The following is a 22,756-nucleotide window of genomic DNA, read 5'->3' on the forward strand; positions in this document are numbered from 1 at the left end:
GGCAGAGCCGCTCGGGGTTCTCACGCGCGCGGTCTAGCGTGCGGTCACCGATGCCTGCGCCCGTCCTCACCGCCTCCGCGAAGATCATGTGCCCGCACGGCGGGCAGGTGACGCTCATCCCCAAGCAGATGAAGGTGCTCGCCAACGGCAGCCCGGTCCTGTGCCTGGGTGACGTCGCCGGCTCGCCGATCGTCGGCTGCACGCTGCCGCCGACCCCGGCGACCGTGCCGTGCACCGTCGTGGCGACCGAGATCCCCGTCCCGAAGGTCGGGATGAACCCGCAGGTGATGGTCAACGGCAAGCCCGTCCTGCTCCAGGGACTGCAGGGCCTGACGAACTCGGTGCCGCCCGGCCCGTTCATCGTCGCGTTCCCCGGCCAGACGAAGGTCATGGCATGAGTGCCCTGGACCGCTACGACGTCCTGCGCGAGCTCGGCCGCGGCGGCATGGCGATCGTGCACCTCGCGCGCCAGCGCGACCTCGGCCGGCTGCTCGCGCTGAAGGAGCTCGGCGGCTTCAGCGTCGGCGACCCCGCGGTGGCCGAGCGGTTCCTGCGCGAGTCCCGCGTCGCGTCGTCGCTCAGCCACCCGAACATCGTCGCCGTCTACGACTACTTCGACGAGGACGGTACCCCGTTCATGGCGATGGAGCTCGTCGAGGGCGGCTCGCTGCGCCCGCTCGTCGGGACGCTGTCGCTGCCGCAGACCACCGGGGTGCTCGAGGCGCTGCTCTCCGCGATCGGCCTCGCGGGCCAGCAGGGGATCGTCCACCGCGACCTCAAGCCCGAGAACGTGCTCGTCAGCGCCGACGGGCACGTGAAGGTCGCAGACTTCGGCATCGCGAAGGCCGGGGAGGCCGCGCAGGGTGGCGCCAACCTCACCTCGCAGGGGATGACGGTCGGCACGCCCGCCTACATGTCGCCCGAGCAGGCGATGGCCTCCGACGACCTGACCCCCGCCTCCGACCTGTACGCGATCGGCTGCATCGCGTTCGAGCTGCTGACCGGTCAGACGCCGTTCACCGACCCGTCGCCGATGAAGCTCCTGCTCAAGCACGTGCAGGAGGAGGTCCCCGACGTCCGCTCGGTCGACCCGATGATCCCCGAGCCGATCGCCGCCTGGGTCGCGGCGATGTGCGCGAAGGACCCGGACGACCGGCCCGCCGACGCGGCCGCCGCCTGGTCGACGTTCGAGGACGCGGTGCTCGAGTTCGTCGGCCCGACCTGGCGGCGCGACGCGCGGCTGGAGCCCGCCAGCACGATCGAGATCGGCGAGCTGCCGCCGCAGACCGACACGCCGCTGCGCCCGCCGACCATGGGCGGCGCTGGGACCGCGCCGCCGCCGGGCGCCACCGGCTTCCAGACCTACCACGCGCCCGCCGCGCTGCACGAGGTGCTCGGCGAGACCGGGGAGCGGCCGTCGGGCACGCCGACCGCGACGCCCCCGCCGACCCCCGCGGCCGCGACGCCGGCCCCCACGCCCGTGCCCCGGCCCGCGGTGCGGACGCCCGCGCCCGTCCCCGCGGTCACCGGCGGGCAGATACCCGCGGTGACCCGCACGGTCACCGGGGTCGAGGAGGAGGGCCGCGGCCCGCTCGTCCCGGCGCTGCTCGCCGGGGTCGTCGCCCTGGCCGCCGGGGCGGGGCTCGCGCTGGCCGCCGGGGGCGGCTCGGACCTCGCGACCGCGGCCGGTCCCGGCGTCACGCTCCAGGCCCCGGCCGGCTGGGAGACCGCCGACCCGCGCGCGGTCGCGGGCCTCGGCCCGGACGCGGTGGCGCTCGCGCCCGCGGGCGCCGGCGCGGGCGAGCTCGTGGCCGTGGGCCGCGTCCAGCGCACGCGCGCCGACCTGCTGCCCGACGCGATGAGTCCGGGGGCCGGCGGCCCCGCCCGGGCGACGCTCGCCGCCGGCGACGCGGTCCTGCACCGCGGCGCGAAGGCGGGCGGGGCGACCGCGGACGTCTACGCGCTGCCGACCGCCGACGGCGTCGTGGTGGTCGCGTGCACGCTGGCCGACCGCGCGGCGTGCGCGGAGGTCGCCGGCTCCGTGCAGGTCGACGGGGACGTACAGGAGCTCGGGCCGACCGAGGCCGGGGCGCAGGCGCTCGGCCAGGCGCTGCAGCGGCTCTCGTCCGCGATCGAGAACCCGCAGCAGGACCTCGCCGCGGCACGCTCGCGCGGCGCGCAGGCGACCGCCGCGCGCGACCTCGGCCGCGCCTACACGTCCGCCGCCGGCGACATCGGCGACACCGAGGTCGGAGCGCTGGCGGCCGCGCCGCTGCGCGACCTCGAGCGCGCGCTGGAGCGGACCGGCAGCGCCTGGTCGGCGTACGGCTCGGCCGCGCAGTCCGGCGACGCCGCCGCGGTCGAGCAGGCGCGCGGCCGGATCGCCGGCGCGCGCGACGCGGTGAAGGCCGCGCGGGCCGCCCTGGGCCGCGCCGGATACGGAGGGAAGAGCTGATGCGCAGCACCGTCTTCGTGGTCGCCGTCACCGTCGTCGTGGGCGCGGGAGCGGGCTTCGGGCTCGGCTCCGCCCTCGGGGGCGGCGGGGACGAGCTGACCCCTGCCACGCCCGCCTCCGCGTCGCGGATCGCGGTCGACGCCGCGCCCGCCGGGCCGGCGGCGCCCGCGCTCGCCGCCGCGCAGAGCAGCGGCGGCGGCTCGTCGTCCTCGTCGGGCGGTTCATCCTCCTCGGGCGGGTCCTCCTCCGGTGGTGGCTCCTCGTCCGGCGGCTCCTCGTCGGGCGGCTCGTCCTCCGGTGGGTCCTCGGGTGGCTCGTCGTCCGGTGGGTCCTCGTCGGGCGGCTCGTCCTCGGGCGGCTCGTCCTCGGGCGGCGGCTCGTCGTCCGGCGGCAGCTCCGGGGGCTCCTCGGGCGGGTCCTCCGGCGGCGGCTCGGGCGGCGGCGGCGTGGTCATCGACGAGTTCTGAGCGCGCGGCGGGTCTAGCCCGCCGCCGTCCACGACGACCGCGGCGCCACGCCCGCGGCGCCGTCGCAGCGTCCGGCCCGGGCCGTCGGCGGACACGTGGTTCCACCGCGGGCCCCGACCGGCACCCGACCTCCCGGCCCGGCACCGCTCGCGCCGACCGGCGCCCGGGCCGCCGACCGGCACGCCACGCCAGCCGGCGCCCGGCCCGGGGACCGGCGCCCGACCGCGGCCGCAGCCCGGGCCGAGGGACCGGCGCCCGGGTCACCGCCCGGGCGCGCGGCTCACTTCGGCCGGTAGGTCGGTGCGCGGGCGTCGTCGGCGACGCGCGCGGTCTCGCGCGGCGACCCGGGCGCGAAGCGCAGCACGGTCCCGCGTTCCTGCGTGCAGCCGCTGTCGGCCTGCACGATCGCGAGCTCCCCGCCGTCCGGGCGCCACGCGACCTCGCAGGCGCGCACGTCCAGCGGCTGGGGGTCGACGAGCTCGAGATCCCCCGCGTCGGCGAGGACCACCTCGAACGCCGACGACTCGACGTTCGTGATCGCCGCGATCCGCTCCCCGTCGGGGGAGAACGCGACGCTGCGCACGCCCTTGCCGGGCACCGTGATGTCGCCCGCGGTCCGGCCGGACCAGTCGTCCGGGTCGGTCGAGAACGGCTCGTCGGTCTGGTACGCGCGGACGCTGATCACGCGGGTGTCGCTCTGGCGCACCGCCCCGACGACGAGCACGCGACCGTCGGGGCGCCACGCGGGCCGGCCCGTCAGGTTCCAGCCGTCGTCGGGCAGGCAGCGCGGGGTCAGGCGGCGCCCGGCGAGGCTGCCGAAGCAGAGGTCGCCGTCCTCCTCCTCCACCCGCAGCATCGCCACGCTGCTGCCGCGCGGGGCGACGACCGCGTCGCGCAGGCTGTCGGACCCGCTGTAGACGGTGCGCGACTCGCCGCCCGAGCCGCTCGGGCCGAGCACGAGCCGCTGCCCGTCGCGGTACAGGACGTTCTTGCCCGACGGCGCCCACGACGGCTCGACCGCCGTCCCCTCCCCGGCCGGCAGGCGGCCGAGCTCCTTGCCGCCGATCGGGTCGAGGAACGTGACCAGCCCGTCGGTCTCGACCGCGATGGTGGGGCTGCCGTCGGAGACCTCCAGGCGGACGGTCGAGCCCTCCTTGGTGCTGGAGCCCGGCTCCGGCGTCACGCTGATCAGCGCACCGGCGGGCACGCTCGCAGTGACCGACACGCGCCGCACCTCGAGCCCCGCCTCCTCGAGCGCCGAGGCGTAGTCGTCGACGCCCTTGCCGGCGATCGCGGGGACCACGACGGTCTTGCGGGACGTCGTCGTCTTCTTCTCCCCGCCGGAGGACGAGGACGCCTTCTTCTTCGTCTTCGGCGCCTTGAGGAAGACCATCACCGGCGTGCCGCGCGAGACGGGCAGGTCGGCGCGCGGGATCTGCCGGTCGACGATCCACGTCAGCGGTGAGCGTGGCGGCTCGGCGACGCCGAGCGTGAGCCCGGCGGCCCGCAGGCGCTCGTCGGCGCGGGTGCGGGTCAGGCCCGCCAGGCGCGGGGTGCGGACCTGCGGCGTGCCCGCCGCGACCTGCAGCGTGACGCTGGAACCGCGCTCGATCTCCGCCCCGGGCTCGGGGCTCTGGCCGATGATGCTGCCGGGCGGGGCGTCCTGGTCGACGCGCTGCTGCACCGGCTGAGCGAGCACGAGGCCGGCGGCGCGCAGCTGCTTGTCGGCGGTGAACGTGTCGCGTGCGCCGACGACGCGCGGGACGGTGACCTCGTCCGGCAGCCGGGTGTAGACGACGTAGGCGGCGACCGCGATCAGGGCGAGCAGCCCGACGAGCCACAGCGGCACGAGCGGCCGCTGCCGGTAGACGACGACGCGGCCCGCCAGCGCGGCCGGGCTGTCCTCCGCGCGCAGGCGGGCCAGCGTGCCGAGGTCGAGCTTGAGCTTCGGGGTCTTCGGGCGGCGCAGCGGGGAGCGGGGCGCCTTGACGGCGACGCCCTTGTCGCTCGCGTCGACCGAGCCGGTCTTCGCGGCCTCCAGCAGCGACGAGCGGGCCTGGGCGAGCCGGCCCTCCTCGTCCTGCGGCTCCTCGGGCGGGGCGGGCAGCGCCTCGATCCCCAGGCGGTGCGTGAGCCGCGGGCCGACCGGCAGCGGGATCCGCGGGCGCGCCGTGAGCTTCACGAGGCGGATCTCGCCCGCGAGCAGCTGCACGCGGTCGGCGTCGAAGCTCGTGCGGACGCGGCCGGCCTCGTCGGTGGCGACGAGCCACAGGTCGATCGGCGCGTTGCCCTCGTTGCGGACCGCGACGCGGTACTGCGCCTTGAGGCGGCCGGTCGCCAGCTCGGGGGCGACCTCGGTCGTCCAGGCGGTGAACGGCCGGATCTCCAGCTGCGCGACGGCGCGCGCGGCGACCTGGCCGGTGGCGCGCGAGAAGGCGAGGATCTCGAACGTCCAGATGCCGGCGGTCGCCTCGGGGCTGCGCGGCGGCGTGATGTCGATCCGGATCGTCTGCTCGCTGTCGTTGCCCGAGCCGACCGGCACGAGGAAGACCTCGGCGGGGGCGACGTTCACCCAGCCCTCGGGGAAGCTGACGACCTGGATCGCGTAGTTGTCGACGATGCGGCTCTCGTTGCGGATCCGCAGGTCGAAGGAGACGGGCAGGCCGGCGTCGCAGGCGGGGACGCCGGCGGCGCCGAGCTCGGTCTGGGCCTCGAGGACGAGCGACGCGTCTCCGGTGACGACGGGCGGGGCGGTCGCGGGGGGCGGGGCGACCGCCTCGACGGGGAGCGTCGCAGCGGCGGCGGCCTCGTCGGGCGCGGGGATCGCGGCGGCCGGGACCGCCGGGTCGTCGGGTGCCCCGGGCGCGTCCGGGGCGGGCGGCGGCTCGTCCTGCGTGGGCGCGGCGGCGAGCGGGTCGGCCTCGACCGCGCCCTCCGTCGCGGGCGGGGCGTCCGCGACGAGCGTGTCCTCCCCGGCGCCGGCGTCCGCTGCCGGGGCGTCCGGCGCGGCCGCGGGCACTCCGGGCGTCTCCGTGGTCGCGACCGCGTCCTCGCCGGCGGTGTCCGTCGCGACGGCCCCGACGGCGGGCAGGTACCCGGTCGGCGCCCAGCTGAGGTACTCCCCGCAGAACTCGCAGAAGTCCCGTCCCGGAGCGTTGTCCTTCCCGCAACTGCCGCAGCGAACGCCCGAGGTCACGCGGGCGGCTCCGGGGTGTCGTCCTGCGTCGGGAGCGGGGTCGGGGTCGCGGCGGGCATGTCGACCGTGGTGGCGCTGCCCTTCTTCACGCGCAGTCGCGGGCGGGCGTGCGCGGGCTTCCAGCGCTCGATGCACTGCGCGATCGCCTGCTGCATCGCGGGCTCCAGCGGCCGGTCGGAGTACACGTCGAACGCCGCCGCCTTCGCCTTCGGCGGGTCGCCCGCCTCCTCGCCGATCAGCACGCCGCCGTGGTCCTCGATGCGCAGCGGCACGTCGGGGAAGAACAGGTCGAGCACGAGCCGCAGCCCCTCCGCGGTGCCGCGGAGCCTCGCCAGCTCCCCGGCCCGGTGCAGCGCGGTGCGCCGGCGGCTCGCGGGCAGCGCCTCGACCTCGTCGACCCCGAGCCACGTCGCCAGGCCGGCGAGCGCGTGCGGCGGCGCGAGGTCCGCGTCGAAGTGCGCGGTGAGCGAGTCGAGCGTCGCGACGATCGGGTCGAGGACCTCCTCGAACCCGAGCACGAACCGCATCGTGAACTCGCTCTCGCGGTACAGCTCGGGCAGGCCGTCGCGCAGCCGGCGGCGTCCCGACACGGACGGCGGCGCCGCCTCCGGGCTGCCGGTCGGCGCGGGTGCGCGCTCCTCGCGGACGGGGACGAGCGTCATCACGTCCCCCGGATCGTGGCCTTGACGACGTGCCGGCCCGAGGCGATGACCTCGTCGGGCTGCAGCACCACGTGGGTGCCGGCCGGCTCGGGCGCCTGCTTGCCGGTCCGCAGGTCCGCCTCGTAGACGCGCAGCAGCCGGACGTACTCGACGCCCGGAACGGCGTGCACGACCCCGTAGAGCTCGCCCTGGTTGAGCGTGCGGCCGAACTCCCAGCCCGTGCCGATCTCGCCCGGGGTGCCGCCGACGAGCGGGTTGAGGAACGTGTAGAGCGCCTGCTCGGTCTCCTCGCGGATGCGCTCGGTGTCGGCGAGCGGCTCGGTCTGCACGTCGACGACGATGCTGACGGCGCGCAGCCGGACCGGCGCGACGTGCACGGTGGCGCCGAGCAGCCGGCGCTGGTCGAGGTGCGCGGCGACCTCCTCGAGCAGGTCGCGCGGCGGCTGCAGCTCCTCGAACGTCAGCGGGCGGTCGGCCGGGAAGACGGTCGGCAGCAGCCGCACCGCGATCGCCGAGCCCTCGTCCGGGGGCACGCAGACGACGCGCGCCACGCGTGGGGACGCCTCGCGCGTGAGGTGCTCGAAGTCCTCCGCGGTGACCGCGCGGTGGCGGGCGCGCAGCTCCATCGGCCCGCGGGCGCGGACGCTGTCCAGCGGCTCGGCGTCCACGCCGCCGGCGGCCGCCCGCGGGTTGACGACCTCGGCGACGCCCGACGGGCCGTTCTTCAGCACCGACAGCGCGCCGGCCGTCACGTTGCCCTCGCGGCCGCCGCCGTGCCGGTAGGCGCGCATCCGCAGCAGCGCGCCCTTCTCCGGGACCGCACCGTGGCGGCGCCAGCTGCCGTCGGGCTGGCGCAGCGCGGGCCCGAGCTCGACGGTCCCGGTCGCCGGGTCGCAGACGTACACGTGGTCGTCCGGGCCCGCGTCGGCGAAGCTCTCGACCGGCTGCCACGGCTGCCAGCGACCGCCCGAGACGCGCACCTCGAGGACCTCGTCGCCGCGCGGCGCGAGGATCGGGGCGGAGCGCAGCTCGAACGTCTGGCCGGCGGTGCCGTCGCTCTCCCCCAGCGGCTCCTCCTCGACGCGCGTGGCGTGCTCGGCCGGGACGGTCGCGCCGATCACGGTCGCGCCGACGCCGAGCAGCCGGGGGGGCTCCTGGTAGGCGCCGCCGCCCTCGAACGGGTCGAGCAGCCGGCAGCGGATCCAGTGCAGCCGCTCGCCGCCGAACGAGGCCCGGGTGCTCTCGGGCGGCAGCGCCAGCACGATGCGGCCGGAGCCGAAGTTGAAGCCGCCGGTCGTGTCGAGCAGGACCTCGCAGGGCTCCCAGCGGTCGTCGGCGGCGATGACCTCCCAGCGCAGCGGCGGACGGTCGGGGTCGACGCCCGCGCCGCGCGCGGACTCGGCCTCGACGTCGAGCTCGAGCACGAGGCCGTCGAGGGCGGGCTCGAAGCCGAGCAGGACCGCGTCGCCGGGCTGCGGCGGCGTGGCGAAGGCCGCCTGGTCCGGTCCGACCGGCCGGGCGATGCCGTCGGCCAGCGGCACGACGCGCACCTCGCCGGAGCGGGTGAGCACGCACGCGGACGCCTGCAGCGGCTCGATCACGCGGCCCTGGGAGACCTGGAAGACGACCTCGGGCGCCCCGTACGCGGGCACGTTGGCGACCTCGGTCTCCCCCGCGCGGATCTCGATCGGCTCGTCCGGCGGCGCCGACAGCAGGATCCGCACGTCGGTGCGCGCGGGCGCCGGCGGGCGCAGGCGGACGCCGAGCAGGTCGAGCAGCTGCACGTGGACCTTGTCCGGCACCCGGTTGAGCCGGTAGATCGTCATCTCCGTCATCCACGCGAACAGCTCGATGAGCGTGATCCCCGGGTCGGAGACGTTGTGCTCGGTCCACTCCGGGCAGACGCGCGCGATGCGCGTGCGCGCCTCGGAGACGAGCTCCTGGAAGCGGCGGTCGTCGAGCTCGATCTCGGGCAGTCTCACGCGGGGTCCTCGGCGGGGATCAGGTAGAAGGGGTGGACGAGGTTGCGGATGCTCCCGGTCTCCCGGAGGCGGTAGGTCAGCTCGACGTGCAGCTCGCCCTCGTCGGCGCGCGCGAGGTCGAAGTCGACGGCCTCGACGTCGATTCGGGGCTCCCAGCGGTCGAGCGCCTCGCGGACGGCGCCCTCGACGCGGCCCAGCGTCTCGGGGTCGAGCTGGTCGAAGACGTGGTCGTGGACCCGGCAGCCGAACTCGGGGCGCATCGGCCGCTCGCCGGGCGCGGTCGCGAGGATGATCCCGATCGCCTGCGCGACGTCCTCGTCGCCGCGGGCGAGCGCGAGCGCCCCGCGCTGGTCGACGCCGAGCGGGAACGCGATCCCGTTGCCGAGCAGGCCGCTCATCCGAGCATCACCGTCGCCCCGGAGACCTTCGCCATCGCGGTCGCGTTGATCTCGACGATCGCGCCCTTGAGCTTCAACGGCCCGTTGGCCTCGATGCTCAGCTGCGCGGTGCTGCTGATCTTCACGGCGCTGACGCCGCTGATGGCGATCTGGCCCTTGGCGTCGACCTTCACGTCGGAGGCGGCGGCCTCGATCGCGATGGCGGCGGTCTCGGACTTCAGCGTCATCGCCTTGTTGGCGGTGAGCTCCAGCGGTCCCTGTGCGGCCTTCACGGTCATCCCCTTGTCGGTGGCGACGAGCGCCTTGCCCTTGAACGCGGCGTCGAGGTCCTTGTCCTGCCGGATCCCGATCGCCGTCGCGGGGTCGACCATCGCCGCGTCGGGCTTGTCCTTGCCGTTGTGCAGGACCCCGAGGACGAAGCAGCGCTCGATGTCGCCGTGCTCGAAGCCGAGCACGACCTCGTCGTCGACCATCAGCTGCTGGTAGGTGCCGCGGTTGGCCCCGGCGGAGCCGAGCGCGACGCGCGCCCAGTCGGTCTCGAGGCCCTCCAGGACGGGGATCTTGACCTTCACGCGCCCGAGCTTCTTCGGGTCCTTCGTGTTGGTGACGACGCCGACGACGAGCTGGTCGGTGGCGCGGCGGGCGGGCGCGGACCCGAGGTCCTGCAGCAGGCTGCTCTCGCCGCCGCCCAGGCGCAGCCGCGTGACGTACCCGCCGGCAGCGTGGAAGACGTGGGTCGCGCCGACGATGACGTGCTTGCCGCCGAAGCGCTTGCCGACGCCGGTGACGTTTGCGGTGGCGCCGGGCCGCAGCCGCGGGTCGCCGTGGGCGACGGCCTCGGCCTCGAGGAAGTGGCGGGCGACCTCGGCGGCGGCGGCCTTCGCGAGCGGCTCGGTCGTCTTCGTGCCCTCGCCGGGCCGCATGGCGTACGTGACGCGCCCGGTCGCGGCGGGACGCTTGAGGGCGGGCGCGGTCTTCGGGACCGGCGCCTTGGCGACGGTCTCGCGCTTCTGCTCGGGATCCCACTGGGTGACGACGACCTCCTTGCGCTGGCCGGCCCCGGAGGCCCGGGGGCGGAAGCGCAGCAGGCCCTGCCCCCAGGCGAGCTCGATCTCGCGGGCGCCGCGGGCGGCGGCCCCGACCTCCACGACGGTGAGCGTGCCGAGGTCGGACTGCAGGCGCCCGCCCGCGTCGCGCAGCAGGCGGGTGAGGAACCGCCAGTCGCTCTCGGCGACCTGGTCGATCGTCTCGAGCTTGGCGGGGGCGACGACCGTGTCGATCGACCCCACCCTGAGGCCGTGCTCGGCGGCGATCTTCTGCAGCGCGTCGCGGGCGCTCGCCTGCTTGAAGGTGCGCGACGCCACCGTGTTGTGCATCCGGTGGGTGGCGTCGAACGCGACGAGGTCGATGGTCGTGCCGAGCTCCCCGCCGAACTCGACCTCGACGGCGGCGACCTCGCCGACGAACACGGTCGCGGCGGTGCGCTGGAGGGCGGCGCCGAGCTTGATCTCGAGCTTCGCGCCGATCACGAACGCGCGATGGTCGACGAGCTCGTGGCGGTGGTCGTTGAAGCGCAGGGTCGCGCGGTCGGGCAGGCCGGTGGCGAGGTCGATCTCGGCGTGCGCGAGCTGTGCGGCGATCAGCGGGTCGAGCGGGCTGCCGTCGAGCTTGACGTCGATGCCGGGGGCCAGGACGGCGGAGTCGGCGGGGCTCATGCGTCGATGGCGGGGACCGTCAGCCGGCTCCCGGGTCGCAGGTTCATGGGGTCGTCGATGCCGTTGGCGTGGGCGATCTCGCGCCAGCGGGTGGCGTCCCCGTACATCGCGTAGGCGACGGAGGGGAGCGAGTCGCCGAGCGTGACGACGTGCACGGTGCGCATCGCGTCGGCGCGGGTGGTCGGGTTCTGCGCCTTCGGCGTGCTGGAGCTGGACCGCGAGTCGGCGGGGGCCACCTGCAGCAGCGACAGGCGCACCCAGGCCCGGACGGGCTCGCCGTCGGGCCGGAACAGGACGTACTGGACCTCGAGCCGGGTCGGGACGGCCTTGAAGGTCTCGACCGCGCCCCAGCGGAACGTGACGGTGGGGGGCGTGTGCCCGGCGACGGCGCCGCCGCCCTTCGGGGGCACGACCTCCATCATCTTGAAGAGGCGGTCGGTGATCGGCCGCACGCTCGTCTTCGCCGGGCGCGAGAGGGTGACGTCGAGCAGCAGCTCGAGGTGCAGCTCGCGCGGGTGACCACCGGCGAACTGGGTGCGCGCGAGGCTCGTGCCCGGGACCGGGGTGACGTGGTAGGCGTTGGTCTTGGAGATCGCGTACTGCGCCGGGTTGAAGAGGACGTCGATCTTCTGCTGGCCCTCGATCTCCAGCGACGCCCGCTGGACCGTGGTCGGCTTCGGCTGGGCGGGCTTCGCCATCGCGGCGGGTCGCGCGGGCGCGCCGCCCGGGCGGCCGGTCGCCGCGGGCTCGACCCCGCGCGGGCCGGCGGGCACGAGCTGGCCGCCCGCGGCACCGGTCGCGCCGCCGGCCGCACCGCCCGCGGCGGCACCGGCGGCCGCACCGGTGGCGCCACCGGCGGCGGCGGCGCGCGTGGCGGTGGGCGCCGGGCGGGCACCTCCGCCGGCGGCGGCGCCGGGGGCCGCCGCCTGCCCGGGCTTCTTCGCCGCAGGATCGGCCGGGGGGCCGGAAGTCGTGTCGGCGGCGCCGCCGGCGGGTCCGGCGGGGGCCTGCCCCGCCGGCTTCCCGGCCGCGCCCGTCCCGCCGCCGGCGCCGCCGGCAGGCTGTGCCGCCGCCTGGCCGGGCTTCTTCTGCGCGGGGTCGGCGGGAGGACCGGAGGACGTGTCCTGCGCGGGGGCGCCCGCTGCGCCACCGGCGGCGGGCGTGCCGCCCGCGGCCCCGGCGGGCGCGGCCGCGCCGCCCTTCGCGGCACCGGCACCGCCGGTCGCGGCACCGCCACCACCTGCTGGGCCTGCGCCCGCCGCGCCACCACCGGGAGCGCCCGCGGCACCACCACCGGGAGCGCCCGCGGCACCGCCACCGGCAGCGCCCGCGGCACCGCCACCGGCAGCGCCCGCGGCACCGCCACCGGCAGCGCCTGCGGCACCACCAGCGGGAGCGCCCGCGGCGCCGGCGCCCGGAGCACCTGCCCCGCCGCCCGGAGCACCCGGAGCCCCGGGTGCCCCCGGCGCCGCCGCGGTCCCGGCGGCTGCGGCGCGGTCGGCCGCCGCGTTGGCGGCGGCGACGGCCTGCGGGTCGACCCCCGCCGCGGACGCGGCGGACGACGCGGCCGAGCGCGCGGTGCCTCCACCGGCCGCCGTGCTCGCGGCGGACGATGCGGCTGCCGCGGTCTGGGCGTCGGCGCCCGCCGCGGACGCGGCCGCACCGGCCGCCCCGCCGGCCGAGCCGCGTGCGGCGGCCTCGGTCGCGGCCTTCGGGTCGCGGATGACCGCGTCGGCGGTCGGCGGGGTGACGCCGGGCGGCGGCTTGGGCGTGCCGCTCCCGGTCGACGCGTCGGCGGGCGGCGCGGGCTTCGCGCCGTCCTGGTCCTTGGGCTCCTCCTCCGGGGTCTTCGCGTCGTCGGTCATGTCGGGAGCTCCGTCAGGCCACCGTGGGCGATCTCGACGACCTCGGCGCCGACGCGACCGCTGCCGGCGTCGAACGTCGGGCCGACCCAGCGGACGGGGAAGGCGTCGGCGAACGACCACTTGCGCACGACCTGGCCGTCCGCCGAGAGGGTGAGCGTGACCTCTTGGCGCGTCGCGCCCAGGCGCGTCTCGCGGAACCAGCTGGACAGCGCCGGGGTCATCATCCCGCCGGAGAGCACGAGGTTCGGGTAGCTCACCGCGCCGGGGAGCCGGTGCACGAGGTCGTTGTTGCCGCCCTCGCGGTACTCGAAGACCTGCACGGTCGCCTCCAGGCCCTGGACGCTCGCGAAGTTGCCGAGCGTCCGGCCCACGACCTCGAGGACGAACGTGTAGCGCTGGTCGGTGTCGATGGTCGGCGGGGTCATGGGCGCAGCGGGTCGTCGGGGCCGATGCCGAGCCGGTCGCGGTCGTCGCGGACCGTGCGGCGCAGCCGGGCGAGCAGGTCGTCGTAGGCGAGCTCGGAGCGCAGGCCGGACGGCGCGCCGGCCGTGGTCGCGCCGCCGCGCGCCGTGGCGCCCGCGGCGAGGTCGGCGGTGCCGCCGGCCGCCGGAGCGAGCGCCGGGGCCGTCGGGGCGGGCGGCGTCGGCGCGGTGCCGTCGCCGTCGGCGCCGGCGTCCGCACCGGGACCGGCGGGCCCCGATGGTCCGCCACCGGACGGCATGTCCGGCCCGCTGCTGCCGGGCCCGCCGCCGGACGCGTGACCGGTGGGCGGCTGGCCCGCGGGCGGGCCGGAGCGCCGGGCCGCGACCGGCGTGGACGGGCGTGCGCCAGGGCCGGCCGCGGCGGTCGGGGACGGGGCGGCCCGGGGCGTCGCGACGGGTCGCGGCGCCGCGACGGGGACCGGCGGGGCGAGCGGTGCGGGCGCGGGCTCCGGGGCGGGCGCGTCGGCGAGGCGAACCGCGACCTGCCGGGCCTGCTCGGCCCAGACCGGGGTCGACGGGGCCCGGTCGGCGTCGCCCTGCGCGAGCTCCACCGCCGCGGGGGCGACCTCCAGCAGCGCGGTCGGCGCGGCGGCGGGCGCGGCCACCGGCCGCACGGTGGCCCGCGCGGCGGGGCCGGCGGCCGGGGTCGGGCGCGGGATGGCGCCGAGCGTCACGGGGACGACGGCGCGGGCGGGCGCGGCCACGGCGGGCCGGGCGGGCGCCGGACGGGCGCTCGGGCGCAGCAGGCGGCCGAGCCGCGCGAACGCGCCGGCGCGGCGGGGTGCCTCCCTCGGAACCGGGGCCGGCGGGCAGCGGCGCAGGCGGCTCCGGACGGCGCAGGACGGCGCGGACCGGTCGGCGCTCGGGCGCACGGAGGACCGGGCGCTGCAGGCCGCGGACGGCACCGTCGAAGCGGGGCGCGGCGATCGTGGGGCCGTCGGGTGCGGGCGCGGCGGCGCGGTCGGTCGCCGCGTCCGCGGGCGCCGCGGCCTCGGCGGTGACGGGGGCGGCGGGCGCGACGGCGGAGGAGAAGGACGGCGGACCGGGCGGCGTCAGCGAGATCCCCGTCGGCCGGTCGACCATCGACGCGGGCCGTCGGTCGCCGAGGTCGGCGTCGGGCTCGACGGGCGCCGGGGCCGGCGCGGGGCCCGCAGGATCGATCGCGGGCGCCGGTGCGGCGGCGTCCTGCAGCAGAGCGGGGACCGCGGCGGGGACCACCGCGGTCTCGGCCGGCGCTGTGCTGGTGGGCGGCGCGTCCTCGAGGACCGCCGGTGCATTCTCGGTGACCGGGGTCGCGGAGCGCTCGGGCGCGACCGCGCCGGCCGGCGGCGCAGGCACCGGCATGCCCGCCGCGGGCGTGGCCGGAGCAGCCGCGACGACGGCGGGAGGCGCGGGGCGAGCGGCGTCGGACACGGCGCCGCCGGACCGGGCCGGCGGCGCCGGGCGCGATGCGGCGTCGGCCGCGCTGACCTCGGCGCGGCCCGCGCGGGCGGGAACGGCCGGGCGCGGGGTGTCGGGCGCCACCGGGGCCGGCGTGACGGCGGTGGCCTCCGGGCGGGGGCGCGGGGCGGCGACCGGCTCGGCCGTGGGGGCGGGACGGTCCGTCGCGGTGGGCCGCGGCGCGACCTGGGAGGCCGTCGGGCGGCCGGGGACCTCGGGACGCTGCGGGTCGGCCGCCGCCTGCTCGACGAGCGGCGCGGCCGGGGCGCCGGCAGTGGCCGGGTCCGGCGTCGCGGCGACGGTCGGTCCCGCGGCGGGCGGGTCGGGCTCGTCGTCGGAGCCACGGTCGGACCGGTCGGTCGCCGCGGGCGCGGCGGGCTCGGGCGCCGCAGCCGCGGGCTCGGGCGCCGCGACAGGCTCGGGCGCCGCCACGGGCTCGGGCGCCGCCACGGGCTCGGGCGCCGCCACGGGCTCGGGCGCCGCCACGGGCTCGGGCGCCGCCGCGGGATCGGGCGTCGGGCTGCCGGGCTCGATGATGCGCGCGCGACGGGCCCGCTCGGGGCGCTTGGCGTACACGTCCGTGGCGTTCGGGTCGATCGGCAGCTCCCAGGCGATCGGGCCGTAGTCCTCGGCCAGCAGCGCGCGCCAGATGTTCTCGTTGATGTGCGGTGGCGGCGGCATGATCGTGCCGCGGCTCGTGTCGACCGACGCCTCCGCGGGCGCGGGCGCCGGAGCGGCCGGGGCCGGGGCCGGGGCGGCCGCCGTCGCCGCAGCGGCGGGCACCGCCGGCGCCGACGGGCTCGGCTCCGGCGCGGGACGCTCGGGCGGCGCGGTCGCTGCCGCCGGCGCAGGAGCGGCGGGCCGCGACGCGACCGGGCGCGGCGGGGTCGCCCGCGTCGAGGACAGGCGCGAGGGGCGCCGCGGAGCGGGCGCCTCGGCAGCCGCGGCCGGGACCGGCGCGGCCGGGACCGGCGCGACCGGGACCGGCGCTGCCGCCGCCGGGGCGGGCGCCGCAGCGGCCGCCGGCGCGACCGGCGGCGCGGCCTCGTCGGGGATCGGGGCGAAGGCCCAGGCAGGCACGCCCGGGTCGGCGGTGGCGATCAGCCCCTCCGGCTCCGGGGCGACGACCTCGGGCACGGGGACGCCGTCGGCGTCGACCCACCCCTCGTCGATCGTCCACGCCGCCGCGGGGACCGGTGCCGCCGCGGCGACCGGGGACGCGGGCACCGCGGGGACCGGCGCGGGAGCGGGGACCGGTGCGGGGACGGGCTCCGGCGGCAGCGCGGCCGCGAGCACGGTCGGGGGCAGCACGGGTGCCGCCAGCCGCAGCACCGACGACGCGCGCCCGGCCGTGCGTCGCAGCGCGACGTGGCCGCCGGCCATGCGGGCCTCGGCGGCGTCGGCGCGCGCGGCGAGCCGCGCCACCGCGCTGGGCGCGGGACGCAGCCCGATCGGCACGCGCGGGCGGGATCCGGGGGGCGGCGTGCTCATCGTGCTCCCGTGTCGTGCGACCCGCTCGCGCGGGCGTGCGCCGCGAACGCGCGGCGGTCGCGGTGCTCGAGGTCGAGGATGGCGTCCAGCGACCAGCCGAACGCCTGGGCGATCACGGCCGTCTCAGCCATCAGCTCCTGCTGAGACGGCCTCGTCATCCCCCCAGCCCACCGTCCTCGATGGCGGAGAGATCGACGTCGAACGCGTCGCCGCAGCCCGGGCAGGTGACCGTGCCGACGACCTCGCCGCTGGCGTTGAGCCGCTCGTAGAGCCGCTGCAGGTGGTCGAAGTCGACGGCGAACATGTTCTCGAGGATCTCGGGGGTGACGGGCTCGATGCCGCCCACCCGCACGACCGTGCGGGCGAGCAGCAGGACGCTGAGGTACGCGCCGTTGGCGCGTACCGCGGGGTCTCGCAGCGGCTCGATCTCGTCGCGAGCCGTCGCGAGACGCATGACTCCGTCGCGGTGCAGGGCACCCGAGCTGTCGAGCACCCCCGGGGGAGCGTGAACGGCACCTCGGTCGCCAGCATGCGGCTACTTCGTGCGCTCGATCTTCTCGCAGTCGAACGTGGCCTGGAGGTCGAGGTGACCGCCCGCCTCGACGCTGATCGAGCTGACGCTGAGCGCCGTGATGACGGCCTTCGTCAGCGCCCAGGTCGCCACCGGGGCGTTGGCGGCGTTGAACAGCGTGAGGGTGCCGTCCTTCATGTTGCCCTCGAGGCCCTTGTCGGCGACGGCCTTGATCCAGTTGTCGAGGCCGAGGTCGGCGGTGGCGCCGGCCGAGCAGGTGATCGAGCCGTACTCGACCGAGGACGCCGTCCGCTGGCGGATCGGCTGCCCCATCGAGTCGCTGGTGCTCGACGTGTGCAGCGGCACGGAGATGCTGACGCCCTGGACGTCCTTGAACTGCGCGTTGATGCCCGGGAACTGCAGATCGAAGTACTTCGCGTCCAGCGGCGCGGGAGCGGTGGTGGCCATGGTGATGGTCCTCCTGGTGGTCGGTGTGGGTTCTCAGTCGGGACGGGGACTACTCGTCGCCACCGTCGTCGCCGCCGCCGTCGGCGAACTGGCTGAGCCGGAAGATCACGAACTCGGCGGGCTTGACCGGGCTGATGCCGATCTCGCAGACGACCTGGCCGGCCTCGATCGAGTCGGGCGGGTTGGTCTCCGCATCGCACTTGACGAAGAACGCCTGGCTCTCGCTCGTGCCGAACAGGGCCCCCGACCGCCAGGTGCGGTTGAGGAAGTTCGAGACCGAGACCTGGAGCTTCATCCACAGGCGCTCGTCGTTGGGCTCGAACACCGACCACTGCGTGCCCTCCATGACGGACTGGGACACGTAGTTGAAGAGGCGGCGCACGTTGATGTAGCGCCACTCCGGATCGCTGGAGAGCGTGCGTGCGCCCCAGATGCGGATGCCGCGGCCGGTGAACGACCGGATGCAGTTGATGCCCGCCTTGTTCAGGGCGCCCTGCTCGGCGCTGGTGATCTGGAACGCGAGCGAGTTCGCGCCCATGACCACCTCGTTGGCCGGGGCCTTGTGGACGCCGCGCTGCGCGTCGGTGCGCGCCCAGGCGCCGGCGACGTGGCCGGACGGCGGGACGGCCAGCGGGCGCTTGGTCAGCGGGTCGATGACCTCGATCCACGGCCAGTAGAGCGCGGCGAACTTCGAGTCGTAGCCGGCGGTGTCCTGCCGCCACTCGAGGACCTCCTGCGGGAGCAGGCCGTCCGGCGTGTCGAGGATGACCATGCGGTCACCGGTCGACTCGCAGTGGGCGATGATCTTGCCCTGCACGTCGCGCAGGAGCGTGTCGTCGCCGTTCTCGCCGATGAGGTTGACGGCGTCGGGGACGCAGACGATCGAGATCTCGTCGATGGCGACGAGCCCGCCGATGCCCTGACGGCGCGCGACGTCGCCCTCGAACTCCGAGGCGTCGAGGTCGGAGGAGGTCGGGGCCGGGGCGGCGAGCTGGTAGGTGCCCAGCGCGGGGACGCGCTGCGTCTCCGGGAGGCTCGCGCCGGTGTCCTCGACGATGATGATCTTCGAGCTCGCGTTGACCTTCGTCGCGAGGTTGGTGCGGCCCTTCTTGAGGCTGAGGCCGGTGTGCTCCTCGCGGTCGTCACCGGCGGTGACGACGATGCGGTAGGTGGTCTCGGCCGGCTTGTCGTCGTCGCCCTTGGCGGCGGGCTCCTCGTCGATCTCGACCGTGACCGGCGCGGTGATCTCCGGCCGCGCGACGGCGCGGTAGGACTCGACCGACAGGTCGGCGGCCGCCGGGAGGGCGGCGACCGGGGCGGGCGCCTCGCCGTCGCCGGCGCCGACGCGCACGACCCAGCAGAGGGAGCCGCCGTTCTGGAAGAAGCCGTAGACCGCGTGGGCCAGGTAGGCGCCGTCCATGAAGGCGCCGCGCTCGGGCGCGGACGGGTCGCCGAAGATGCGCGAGAACTGCGTGAAGTTGCTGATGCGCATCGGCGTGTTGGTGGGGCCGCCGGGGGCGAGCCCGACGAAGGCGGCGACCGAGGTGCTGACCCCCTCGATCGGCTTGCTCTGTGCCGGGACCTCTTCGACGTAGACCCCGGGGGTCAGGTAAGACGTGGCCATCTTGCTCCTCGCGTGCTCGGTTCCTCGCGCTGCCCGCTCGTCGGGCGACGATGCAGGCGACTCTCACAGCGGCTCCGCGGGCGGACAAGAACCGTCCGGGCAGCCGTTCGGGCACTTTTGGGTGCCCCGGGGCGTCGGGCCCCTCAGCGCCTCGCTCGGCGGGGCGCTGACACGACGAGGTCCACGGGCGCACCCGGGACGGTCGTCTCGACGGTGGCGGTCCGGCCCTCGCGATCCCGGACCTCGATCTCCAGGGGCCCCGGCGCCAGGCGCGGGAGCCGGAAGCGGCCGTCCTCGTCGGTGCTGGCGACCTTCCCGAGGGTCGGGACCGCCACCCACGCGTCGGGCACGGGCTCGCCGTCCTCGTCGCGGACGGTGCCGCCGAGCGCGTGGAACTCGGTGGCGACCGCGCGCCGGTTGTCGGACGAGCGGGTGACGATCGTGGTGGTGCGCACGTCGGGGCCGCGCTGGGTGCGTAGGCCGCTCTCGATCGCGAGCGTGACCGTCCAGTCGATCGCCGGCTTGTAGTGGCCGCCGACGGACTGCCAGAACTCCGATCGGCGGTCGGTCCGGCCGCTGCCGATCGAGGCGACGACGGGGAACGGCTGCGTGCTGCCGAGCTGCTCGCCGAGGACGAGGTCCAGCGCGGTGAAGGTGTGGAGGATCGCCAGGACCTGGGACAGCAGGCGGTGCTCGTCGACGACGGCGGGCGCCCAGGCGGTGATCGCGAACATGAGGTCGACGCGCAGCGGCGGCGGCCGGTCGACGGTGCCCTCGGGGCCGCGCTGGGCCTGCGTCCCGGAGCTCGGAGACTGCGACTTCTGCAGGTCGTAGAGGAACAGGTCGACGGTTGGGCGGCTGAGCCGGGCGGCCCAGTCCTTCGTCGGGGTCTCGAAGACGACGTCGGCGTCCTCGAAGCCGTGCCGCGCCAGCTGCTGCTTCAGGAGCGCCTGGATCCCGCGGTCGAGATCGGCGATGAGCGTCGTCTCGGGGACGTCGATGATGGTGCCCATTCGACCGTCCATCCCATCCGGTCGGCGGGCGCGCGCCTAGGGGCGGACGGGAGGACGATCGGGCACCCGTGCGTGGCCGCCCGCTTGGCGGTCCGAACGGGCAGGACACCGTTCCCGTTCGCCACTGTGCGGCGGGGGGCCGCGCGGACGAGGATCACGGTGTGTCCCCCGAGCTTCACGGGGCGGTCCACGCCGATCCCCCCCACCCTTCCCGTGCTCGAGTACGAGCGTGTCCCCGCCATCGACCCCTTGTCTGCGTCGGAGACGGCGTTCGTCGGCTTCGCGGCCGGCGGCCCGCTGGACCGGCCGGTCCGCGTGTCCTCGCTGGACGAGTTCAGCGCGGCGTTCTCCGATCCCGATCATCCGCGGGCGGGGCCGCTCGTGCGCGGCGGCATGCTCGGCCACGCGGTCCGCGGGTTCTTCGAGAACGGCGGCGGGGCCTGCTGGGTGATCAGGACCCCCGGGACGCCCGGGGAGAGCGACGAGGCGGCCCATGTGGGGATCGCCTCGGGCGGGGGCATGCAGCTGCTCGCCAGGCTCGACGGCCCGCTGGTGGTCGTCGCCCCGGACGCGTACGGGATCGGCCCGGACCCGGCGATCGCCGACCGGGTGCAGGCCGCGCTCGGCCATCTGGCCGACGCGTCGGCCGACCGGATCGCGATCCTCGCCGCCCCGATGGGCGCGACGACGCAGGACGTGCTGCAGTGGCGCGCGCGGCTGGGCCTGGACTCGCCGGCGGCGGCGGTCTTCCACCCGTGGATCAGCCCCGGTGACGGCCCTGCCGGGCTGCGGCGCACGATCACGCCGGTCGGGCACGTCGCGGGCGTGTGGGCGCGGCTCGAGCGCCGGCACGGCGTCGGGCGGGCCCCGACCGCCTCGCGGCTGGCGGGCGCGGCGTCGCTGCAGGGCGAGGTCGCCCGCGACGAGCAGCAGCAGCTGCAGCGCAACGGGATCAACGTGCTGCGCGCCTGGCCCGAGGAGACCGTGCACGTGTGGGGCGCGCGGTCGCTGAGCAGCGACCAGGACTTCCGCTACGTCCACCACCGCCGCATCGTCGCCCACCTCGCGGGGTCGGTCCTGCGCGGGACCGCGTGGGTCGGGGCGACCGACGGCGACGAGGACGTGCAGCGCCGGGTCCGGCTGGCGGTCGTCGACTTCCTCGGTCGCGCGTGGCGCGACGGCCTTCTCCACGGGGCGGCGGCCGAGCAGGCGTTCCAGGTCGAGACCGAGGTCGTGCAGGACAGACGACGGCGGGCGCTCGTCCTGACGCTGGGGCTGGCGATCCGCCATTCGGCCGAGCTGCGGAGGGTGCGCGTCGCACAGCCGCTGGCTCAGTGACACGCGGTCATCGCGCCAGCATGCGTCGGGTTCTTCGACGCGTCTTCGGCACGCCCGGTATGTTGCACACAACAGCGGGACGGTCCAAGACGGCCCGCTGGCGTGTCAGCAACTCGGTCCGGGGGGACGGAACCGTGTCACAGTCGGTGGAAGTGATGATCGTCGAGCGCCATCCGGTGGAGGTTGTCCCGTAGCTCGTAGAACTTTGTAGGCGGCGGTTCTCCCGCCTCGTCCGCTCCCGTTGGGAGCGTGACGGGTGCTTGAAGTCCATCCGAGACAGGAGAACCGCCGTGAGGAACGTAGAGCAGGACCCCGACGGCCGCGAGCTCGCGCTGCCGCCCGCTGTGCAGGAGGCGCTCGGAGAGCTCGTCAATGCCGCCAAGGACGGGCTGCTGGCGTTGAGCGTCGGCGTCGGGCTCGGCGTGCTGGACACGCTGATGGAAGAAGAGGTCACCGAGGTCGTCGGCCCGAAAGGCCGACGCGACCCGGACCGCGTCGCGGTGCGCCACGGCCACGAACCGGGCGAGGTCACCTTGGGCGGCCGGCGTGTCGGCGTGCAACGCCCGCGGGTGCGGGCCGCTGACGGCAGCGGCGAGATCCGCCTTCAGACCTACGCGCACTTCGCCGACCGTGACCCACTCACCCGGGTCGTGCTCGAGCAGATGCTCGCCGGCGTCTCCACGCGACGGTTCGCGCGCACCCGGGAGCCGGTCGGCGAGCACGTGACCGCGGCCGAGCGGTCGACCTCCAAGAGCGCGGTCAGCCGCGAGTTCGTCGGGCGCACGACCGAGCACCTGCGCGCGCTCATGTCGCGCGACCTGGGCGACGTGCGGTTGGCGGCGCTGATGCTCGACGGGATCGAGCTCAAAGGCCGCTGCTGCGTCGTCGCCCTCGGGGTCACGACCGATGGGGTGAAGGTCCCGCTCGGCCTCTGGGACGGCAGCACCGAGAACCAGACGGTCGCCCGGCACCTCCTCGCCGACCTCGTCGACCGTGGCCTGGACCTCGACCAGGGCGTCCTGGTCGTCCTGGACGGCGGAAAGGCGCTGCGCGCGGCGGTCGACCAGGTCCTCGGCCCGGTCCCCGTCCAGCGATGCATCCGCCACAAGGAGAGGAACGTCCTGGACCACCTCCCCGAGGCCGATCGCGACCTCGTCAAGCGCAGGTTGCGCACCGCCTGGAAGCAGTCCAACTACGAGCTCGCGCTCGACGGCCTCAACCGGCTCGCCGACGAACTCGCCCACTCCCATCCCGGAGCCGCGGCGTCGCTGCGCGAAGGCCTCCCCGAGACGCTCACACTGCAGCGCCTCGGCTGCCCCGAGCAACTCCGCCGCACCCTCGCCTCGACGAACCCGATCGAGTCGATGATCGAGTTCGTCCGCCGCACCTCCAGGAACGTGAAGCGCTGGCAGTCCGGCGACATGTGCCTCAGATGGACCGCCGCCGGCATGCTCGAAGCCGAACAGCAGTTCCGGAAAATCATCGGCGTCGACCACCTCGCCACACTCACGATCGCCGTCGAGCGCGACCTCGCCGCCCGACGCTCCGCAACCGCCTCGCCGACCATGTCCACCACGACCCCCGAGCCGGCCGCTACGCTCGCACCCGCTCACTGATCACCGAACCGCCGCCGAGAAGTTCCACGGCGA

At 76.4% G+C, this 22,756-nt stretch carries 19 protein-coding genes; 6 read left to right on the forward strand and 13 right to left on the reverse strand.

Annotated elements, in window-relative coordinates; translation table 11 throughout:
• The first annotated feature begins 50 nt into the window (after positions 1 to 50).
• The 3 genes from GKE82_RS09575 to GKE82_RS09585 are packed head-to-tail and all read left to right on the forward strand — an operon-like array spanning position 51 to position 2,922.
• Entirely contained in the window at positions 51 to 398 is a 348-nt protein-coding gene (locus GKE82_RS09575; RefSeq protein ID WP_107566721.1) for a hypothetical protein, read from the forward strand.
• Positions 395 to 2,455 carry a serine/threonine-protein kinase gene (locus GKE82_RS09580; protein ID WP_154733125.1) on the forward strand — a complete coding sequence of 687 codons (2,061 nt, stop codon included), beginning with the start codon at positions 395 to 397 and terminating at the stop codon, positions 2,453 to 2,455. Before GKE82_RS09575 ends, GKE82_RS09580 begins: the two co-directional genes overlap by 4 nt.
• On the forward strand, positions 2,455 to 2,922 hold the full coding sequence (locus GKE82_RS09585; protein WP_154733126.1) for a hypothetical protein: 468 nt from the start codon (positions 2,455 to 2,457) through the stop codon (positions 2,920 to 2,922). The genes GKE82_RS09580 and GKE82_RS09585 overlap by 1 nt, the downstream gene beginning before the upstream one ends.
• A 280-nt stretch (positions 2,923 to 3,202) precedes the next feature.
• On the opposite strand, the gene GKE82_RS30655 is transcribed toward GKE82_RS09585, so the two are convergent.
• From GKE82_RS30655 to GKE82_RS09625, 8 genes are read right to left on the reverse strand one after another with little or no spacing between them, the layout of a single operon-like run.
• A complete protein-coding gene (locus GKE82_RS30655; protein WP_154733127.1) occupies positions 3,203 to 6,118 on the reverse strand; it encodes a PASTA domain-containing protein in 2,916 nt (971 codons plus the stop codon).
• A complete protein-coding gene (locus GKE82_RS09595) occupies positions 6,115 to 6,780 on the reverse strand; it encodes a phage tail protein (RefSeq protein WP_154733128.1) in 666 nt (221 codons plus the stop codon). The genes GKE82_RS30655 and GKE82_RS09595 overlap by 4 nt, the downstream gene beginning before the upstream one ends.
• Positions 6,780 to 8,762: a putative baseplate assembly protein gene (locus tag GKE82_RS09600; RefSeq protein WP_107566725.1), complete on the reverse strand. Its 1,983-nt coding sequence runs from the start codon at positions 8,760 to 8,762 to the stop codon at positions 6,780 to 6,782. Before GKE82_RS09600 ends, GKE82_RS09595 begins: the two co-directional genes overlap by 1 nt.
• Entirely contained in the window at positions 8,759 to 9,160 is a 402-nt protein-coding gene (locus GKE82_RS09605; protein ID WP_107566726.1) for a GPW/gp25 family protein, read from the reverse strand. The genes GKE82_RS09600 and GKE82_RS09605 overlap by 4 nt, the downstream gene beginning before the upstream one ends.
• Positions 9,157 to 10,875: a VgrG-related protein gene (locus GKE82_RS09610; protein ID WP_154733129.1), complete on the reverse strand. Its 1,719-nt coding sequence runs from the start codon at positions 10,873 to 10,875 to the stop codon at positions 9,157 to 9,159. Before GKE82_RS09610 ends, GKE82_RS09605 begins: the two co-directional genes overlap by 4 nt.
• Complete coding sequence (locus GKE82_RS09615) at positions 10,872 to 12,740, reverse strand: LysM peptidoglycan-binding domain-containing protein (RefSeq protein ID WP_154733130.1); 1,869 nt, start codon at positions 12,738 to 12,740, stop codon at positions 10,872 to 10,874. Before GKE82_RS09615 ends, GKE82_RS09610 begins: the two co-directional genes overlap by 4 nt.
• A complete protein-coding gene (locus GKE82_RS09620) occupies positions 12,737 to 13,165 on the reverse strand; it encodes a phage tail protein (protein ID WP_154733131.1) in 429 nt (142 codons plus the stop codon). The genes GKE82_RS09615 and GKE82_RS09620 overlap by 4 nt, the downstream gene beginning before the upstream one ends.
• On the reverse strand, positions 13,162 to 13,926 hold the full coding sequence (locus GKE82_RS09625) for a hypothetical protein (protein ID WP_154733132.1): 765 nt from the start codon (positions 13,924 to 13,926) through the stop codon (positions 13,162 to 13,164). Before GKE82_RS09625 ends, GKE82_RS09620 begins: the two co-directional genes overlap by 4 nt.
• 905 nt (positions 13,927 to 14,831) lie before the next feature.
• Here GKE82_RS09625 and GKE82_RS09630 point away from each other — a divergent pair.
• Positions 14,832 to 15,287, forward strand: coding sequence for a hypothetical protein (locus GKE82_RS09630; protein WP_154733133.1), 456 nt, complete (start codon positions 14,832 to 14,834; stop codon positions 15,285 to 15,287).
• An 862-nt stretch (positions 15,288 to 16,149) separates the two neighbouring features.
• Here GKE82_RS09630 and GKE82_RS29860 read toward each other — a convergent pair.
• The 5 genes from GKE82_RS29860 to GKE82_RS09650 form a co-directional block, all read right to left on the reverse strand.
• Positions 16,150 to 16,284: a hypothetical protein gene (locus GKE82_RS29860; RefSeq protein WP_255450685.1), complete on the reverse strand. Its 135-nt coding sequence runs from the start codon at positions 16,282 to 16,284 to the stop codon at positions 16,150 to 16,152.
• A 23-nt stretch (positions 16,285 to 16,307) separates the two neighbouring features.
• Complete coding sequence (locus GKE82_RS09635) at positions 16,308 to 16,646, reverse strand: hypothetical protein (RefSeq protein ID WP_230316136.1); 339 nt, start codon at positions 16,644 to 16,646, stop codon at positions 16,308 to 16,310.
• Between the two features lie 42 nt (positions 16,647 to 16,688).
• On the reverse strand, positions 16,689 to 17,132 hold the full coding sequence (locus GKE82_RS09640) for a phage tail protein (RefSeq protein ID WP_107566732.1): 444 nt from the start codon (positions 17,130 to 17,132) through the stop codon (positions 16,689 to 16,691).
• Between the two features lie 49 nt (positions 17,133 to 17,181).
• Entirely contained in the window at positions 17,182 to 18,756 is a 1,575-nt protein-coding gene (locus GKE82_RS09645) for a phage tail sheath subtilisin-like domain-containing protein (RefSeq protein WP_107566733.1), read from the reverse strand.
• A gap of 143 nt (positions 18,757 to 18,899) precedes the next feature.
• A complete protein-coding gene (locus GKE82_RS09650; RefSeq protein ID WP_196189143.1) occupies positions 18,900 to 19,769 on the reverse strand; it encodes a Pvc16 family protein in 870 nt (289 codons plus the stop codon).
• 213 nt (positions 19,770 to 19,982) lie between these two features.
• On the opposite strand from GKE82_RS09650, the gene GKE82_RS09655 reads away from it, so the two are divergent.
• Together GKE82_RS09655 and GKE82_RS09660 are read left to right on the forward strand one after the other, a co-directional pair.
• Positions 19,983 to 21,107: a phage tail sheath subtilisin-like domain-containing protein gene (locus GKE82_RS09655; RefSeq protein WP_154733135.1), complete on the forward strand. Its 1,125-nt coding sequence runs from the start codon at positions 19,983 to 19,985 to the stop codon at positions 21,105 to 21,107.
• Positions 21,108 to 21,397: 290 nt separating this feature from the next.
• The gene (locus GKE82_RS09660; RefSeq protein WP_196189050.1) at positions 21,398 to 22,723 is read left to right on the forward strand and encodes an IS256 family transposase; all 1,326 of its coding nucleotides are present in this window, start codon (positions 21,398 to 21,400) and stop codon (positions 22,721 to 22,723) included.
• The last annotated feature ends 33 nt before the right edge of the window (positions 22,724 to 22,756 follow it).

This window comes from Conexibacter sp. W3-3-2, assembly GCF_009707605.1.
Classification (GTDB): Bacteria; Actinomycetota; Thermoleophilia; order Solirubrobacterales; family Solirubrobacteraceae; genus Paraconexibacter; species Paraconexibacter algicola.

Coding starts and splice junctions, on each gene's coding strand:
- GKE82_RS09575 (WP_107566721.1), top strand. CDS start 51: ATGCCTGCGCCCGTCCTCACCGCCTCCGCGAAGATCATGTGCCCGCAC.
- GKE82_RS09580 (WP_154733125.1), top strand. CDS start 395: ATGAGTGCCCTGGACCGCTACGACGTCCTGCGCGAGCTCGGCCGCGGC.
- GKE82_RS09585 (WP_154733126.1), top strand. CDS start 2,455: ATGCGCAGCACCGTCTTCGTGGTCGCCGTCACCGTCGTCGTGGGCGCG.
- GKE82_RS09595 (WP_154733128.1), bottom strand. CDS start 6,780: ATGACGCTCGTCCCCGTCCGCGAGGAGCGCGCACCCGCGCCGACCGGC.
- GKE82_RS09605 (WP_107566726.1), bottom strand. CDS start 9,160: ATGAGCGGCCTGCTCGGCAACGGGATCGCGTTCCCGCTCGGCGTCGAC.
- GKE82_RS09610 (WP_154733129.1), bottom strand. CDS start 10,875: ATGAGCCCCGCCGACTCCGCCGTCCTGGCCCCCGGCATCGACGTCAAG.
- GKE82_RS09615 (WP_154733130.1), bottom strand. CDS start 12,740: ATGACCGACGACGCGAAGACCCCGGAGGAGGAGCCCAAGGACCAGGAC.
- GKE82_RS09620 (WP_154733131.1), bottom strand. CDS start 13,165: ATGACCCCGCCGACCATCGACACCGACCAGCGCTACACGTTCGTCCTC.
- GKE82_RS29860 (WP_255450685.1), bottom strand. CDS start 16,284: ATGGCTGAGACGGCCGTGATCGCCCAGGCGTTCGGCTGGTCGCTGGAC.
- GKE82_RS09640 (WP_107566732.1), bottom strand. CDS start 17,132: ATGGCCACCACCGCTCCCGCGCCGCTGGACGCGAAGTACTTCGATCTG.
- GKE82_RS09645 (WP_107566733.1), bottom strand. CDS start 18,756: ATGGCCACGTCTTACCTGACCCCCGGGGTCTACGTCGAAGAGGTCCCG.
- GKE82_RS09650 (WP_196189143.1), bottom strand. CDS start 19,769: ATGGGCACCATCATCGACGTCCCCGAGACGACGCTCATCGCCGATCTC.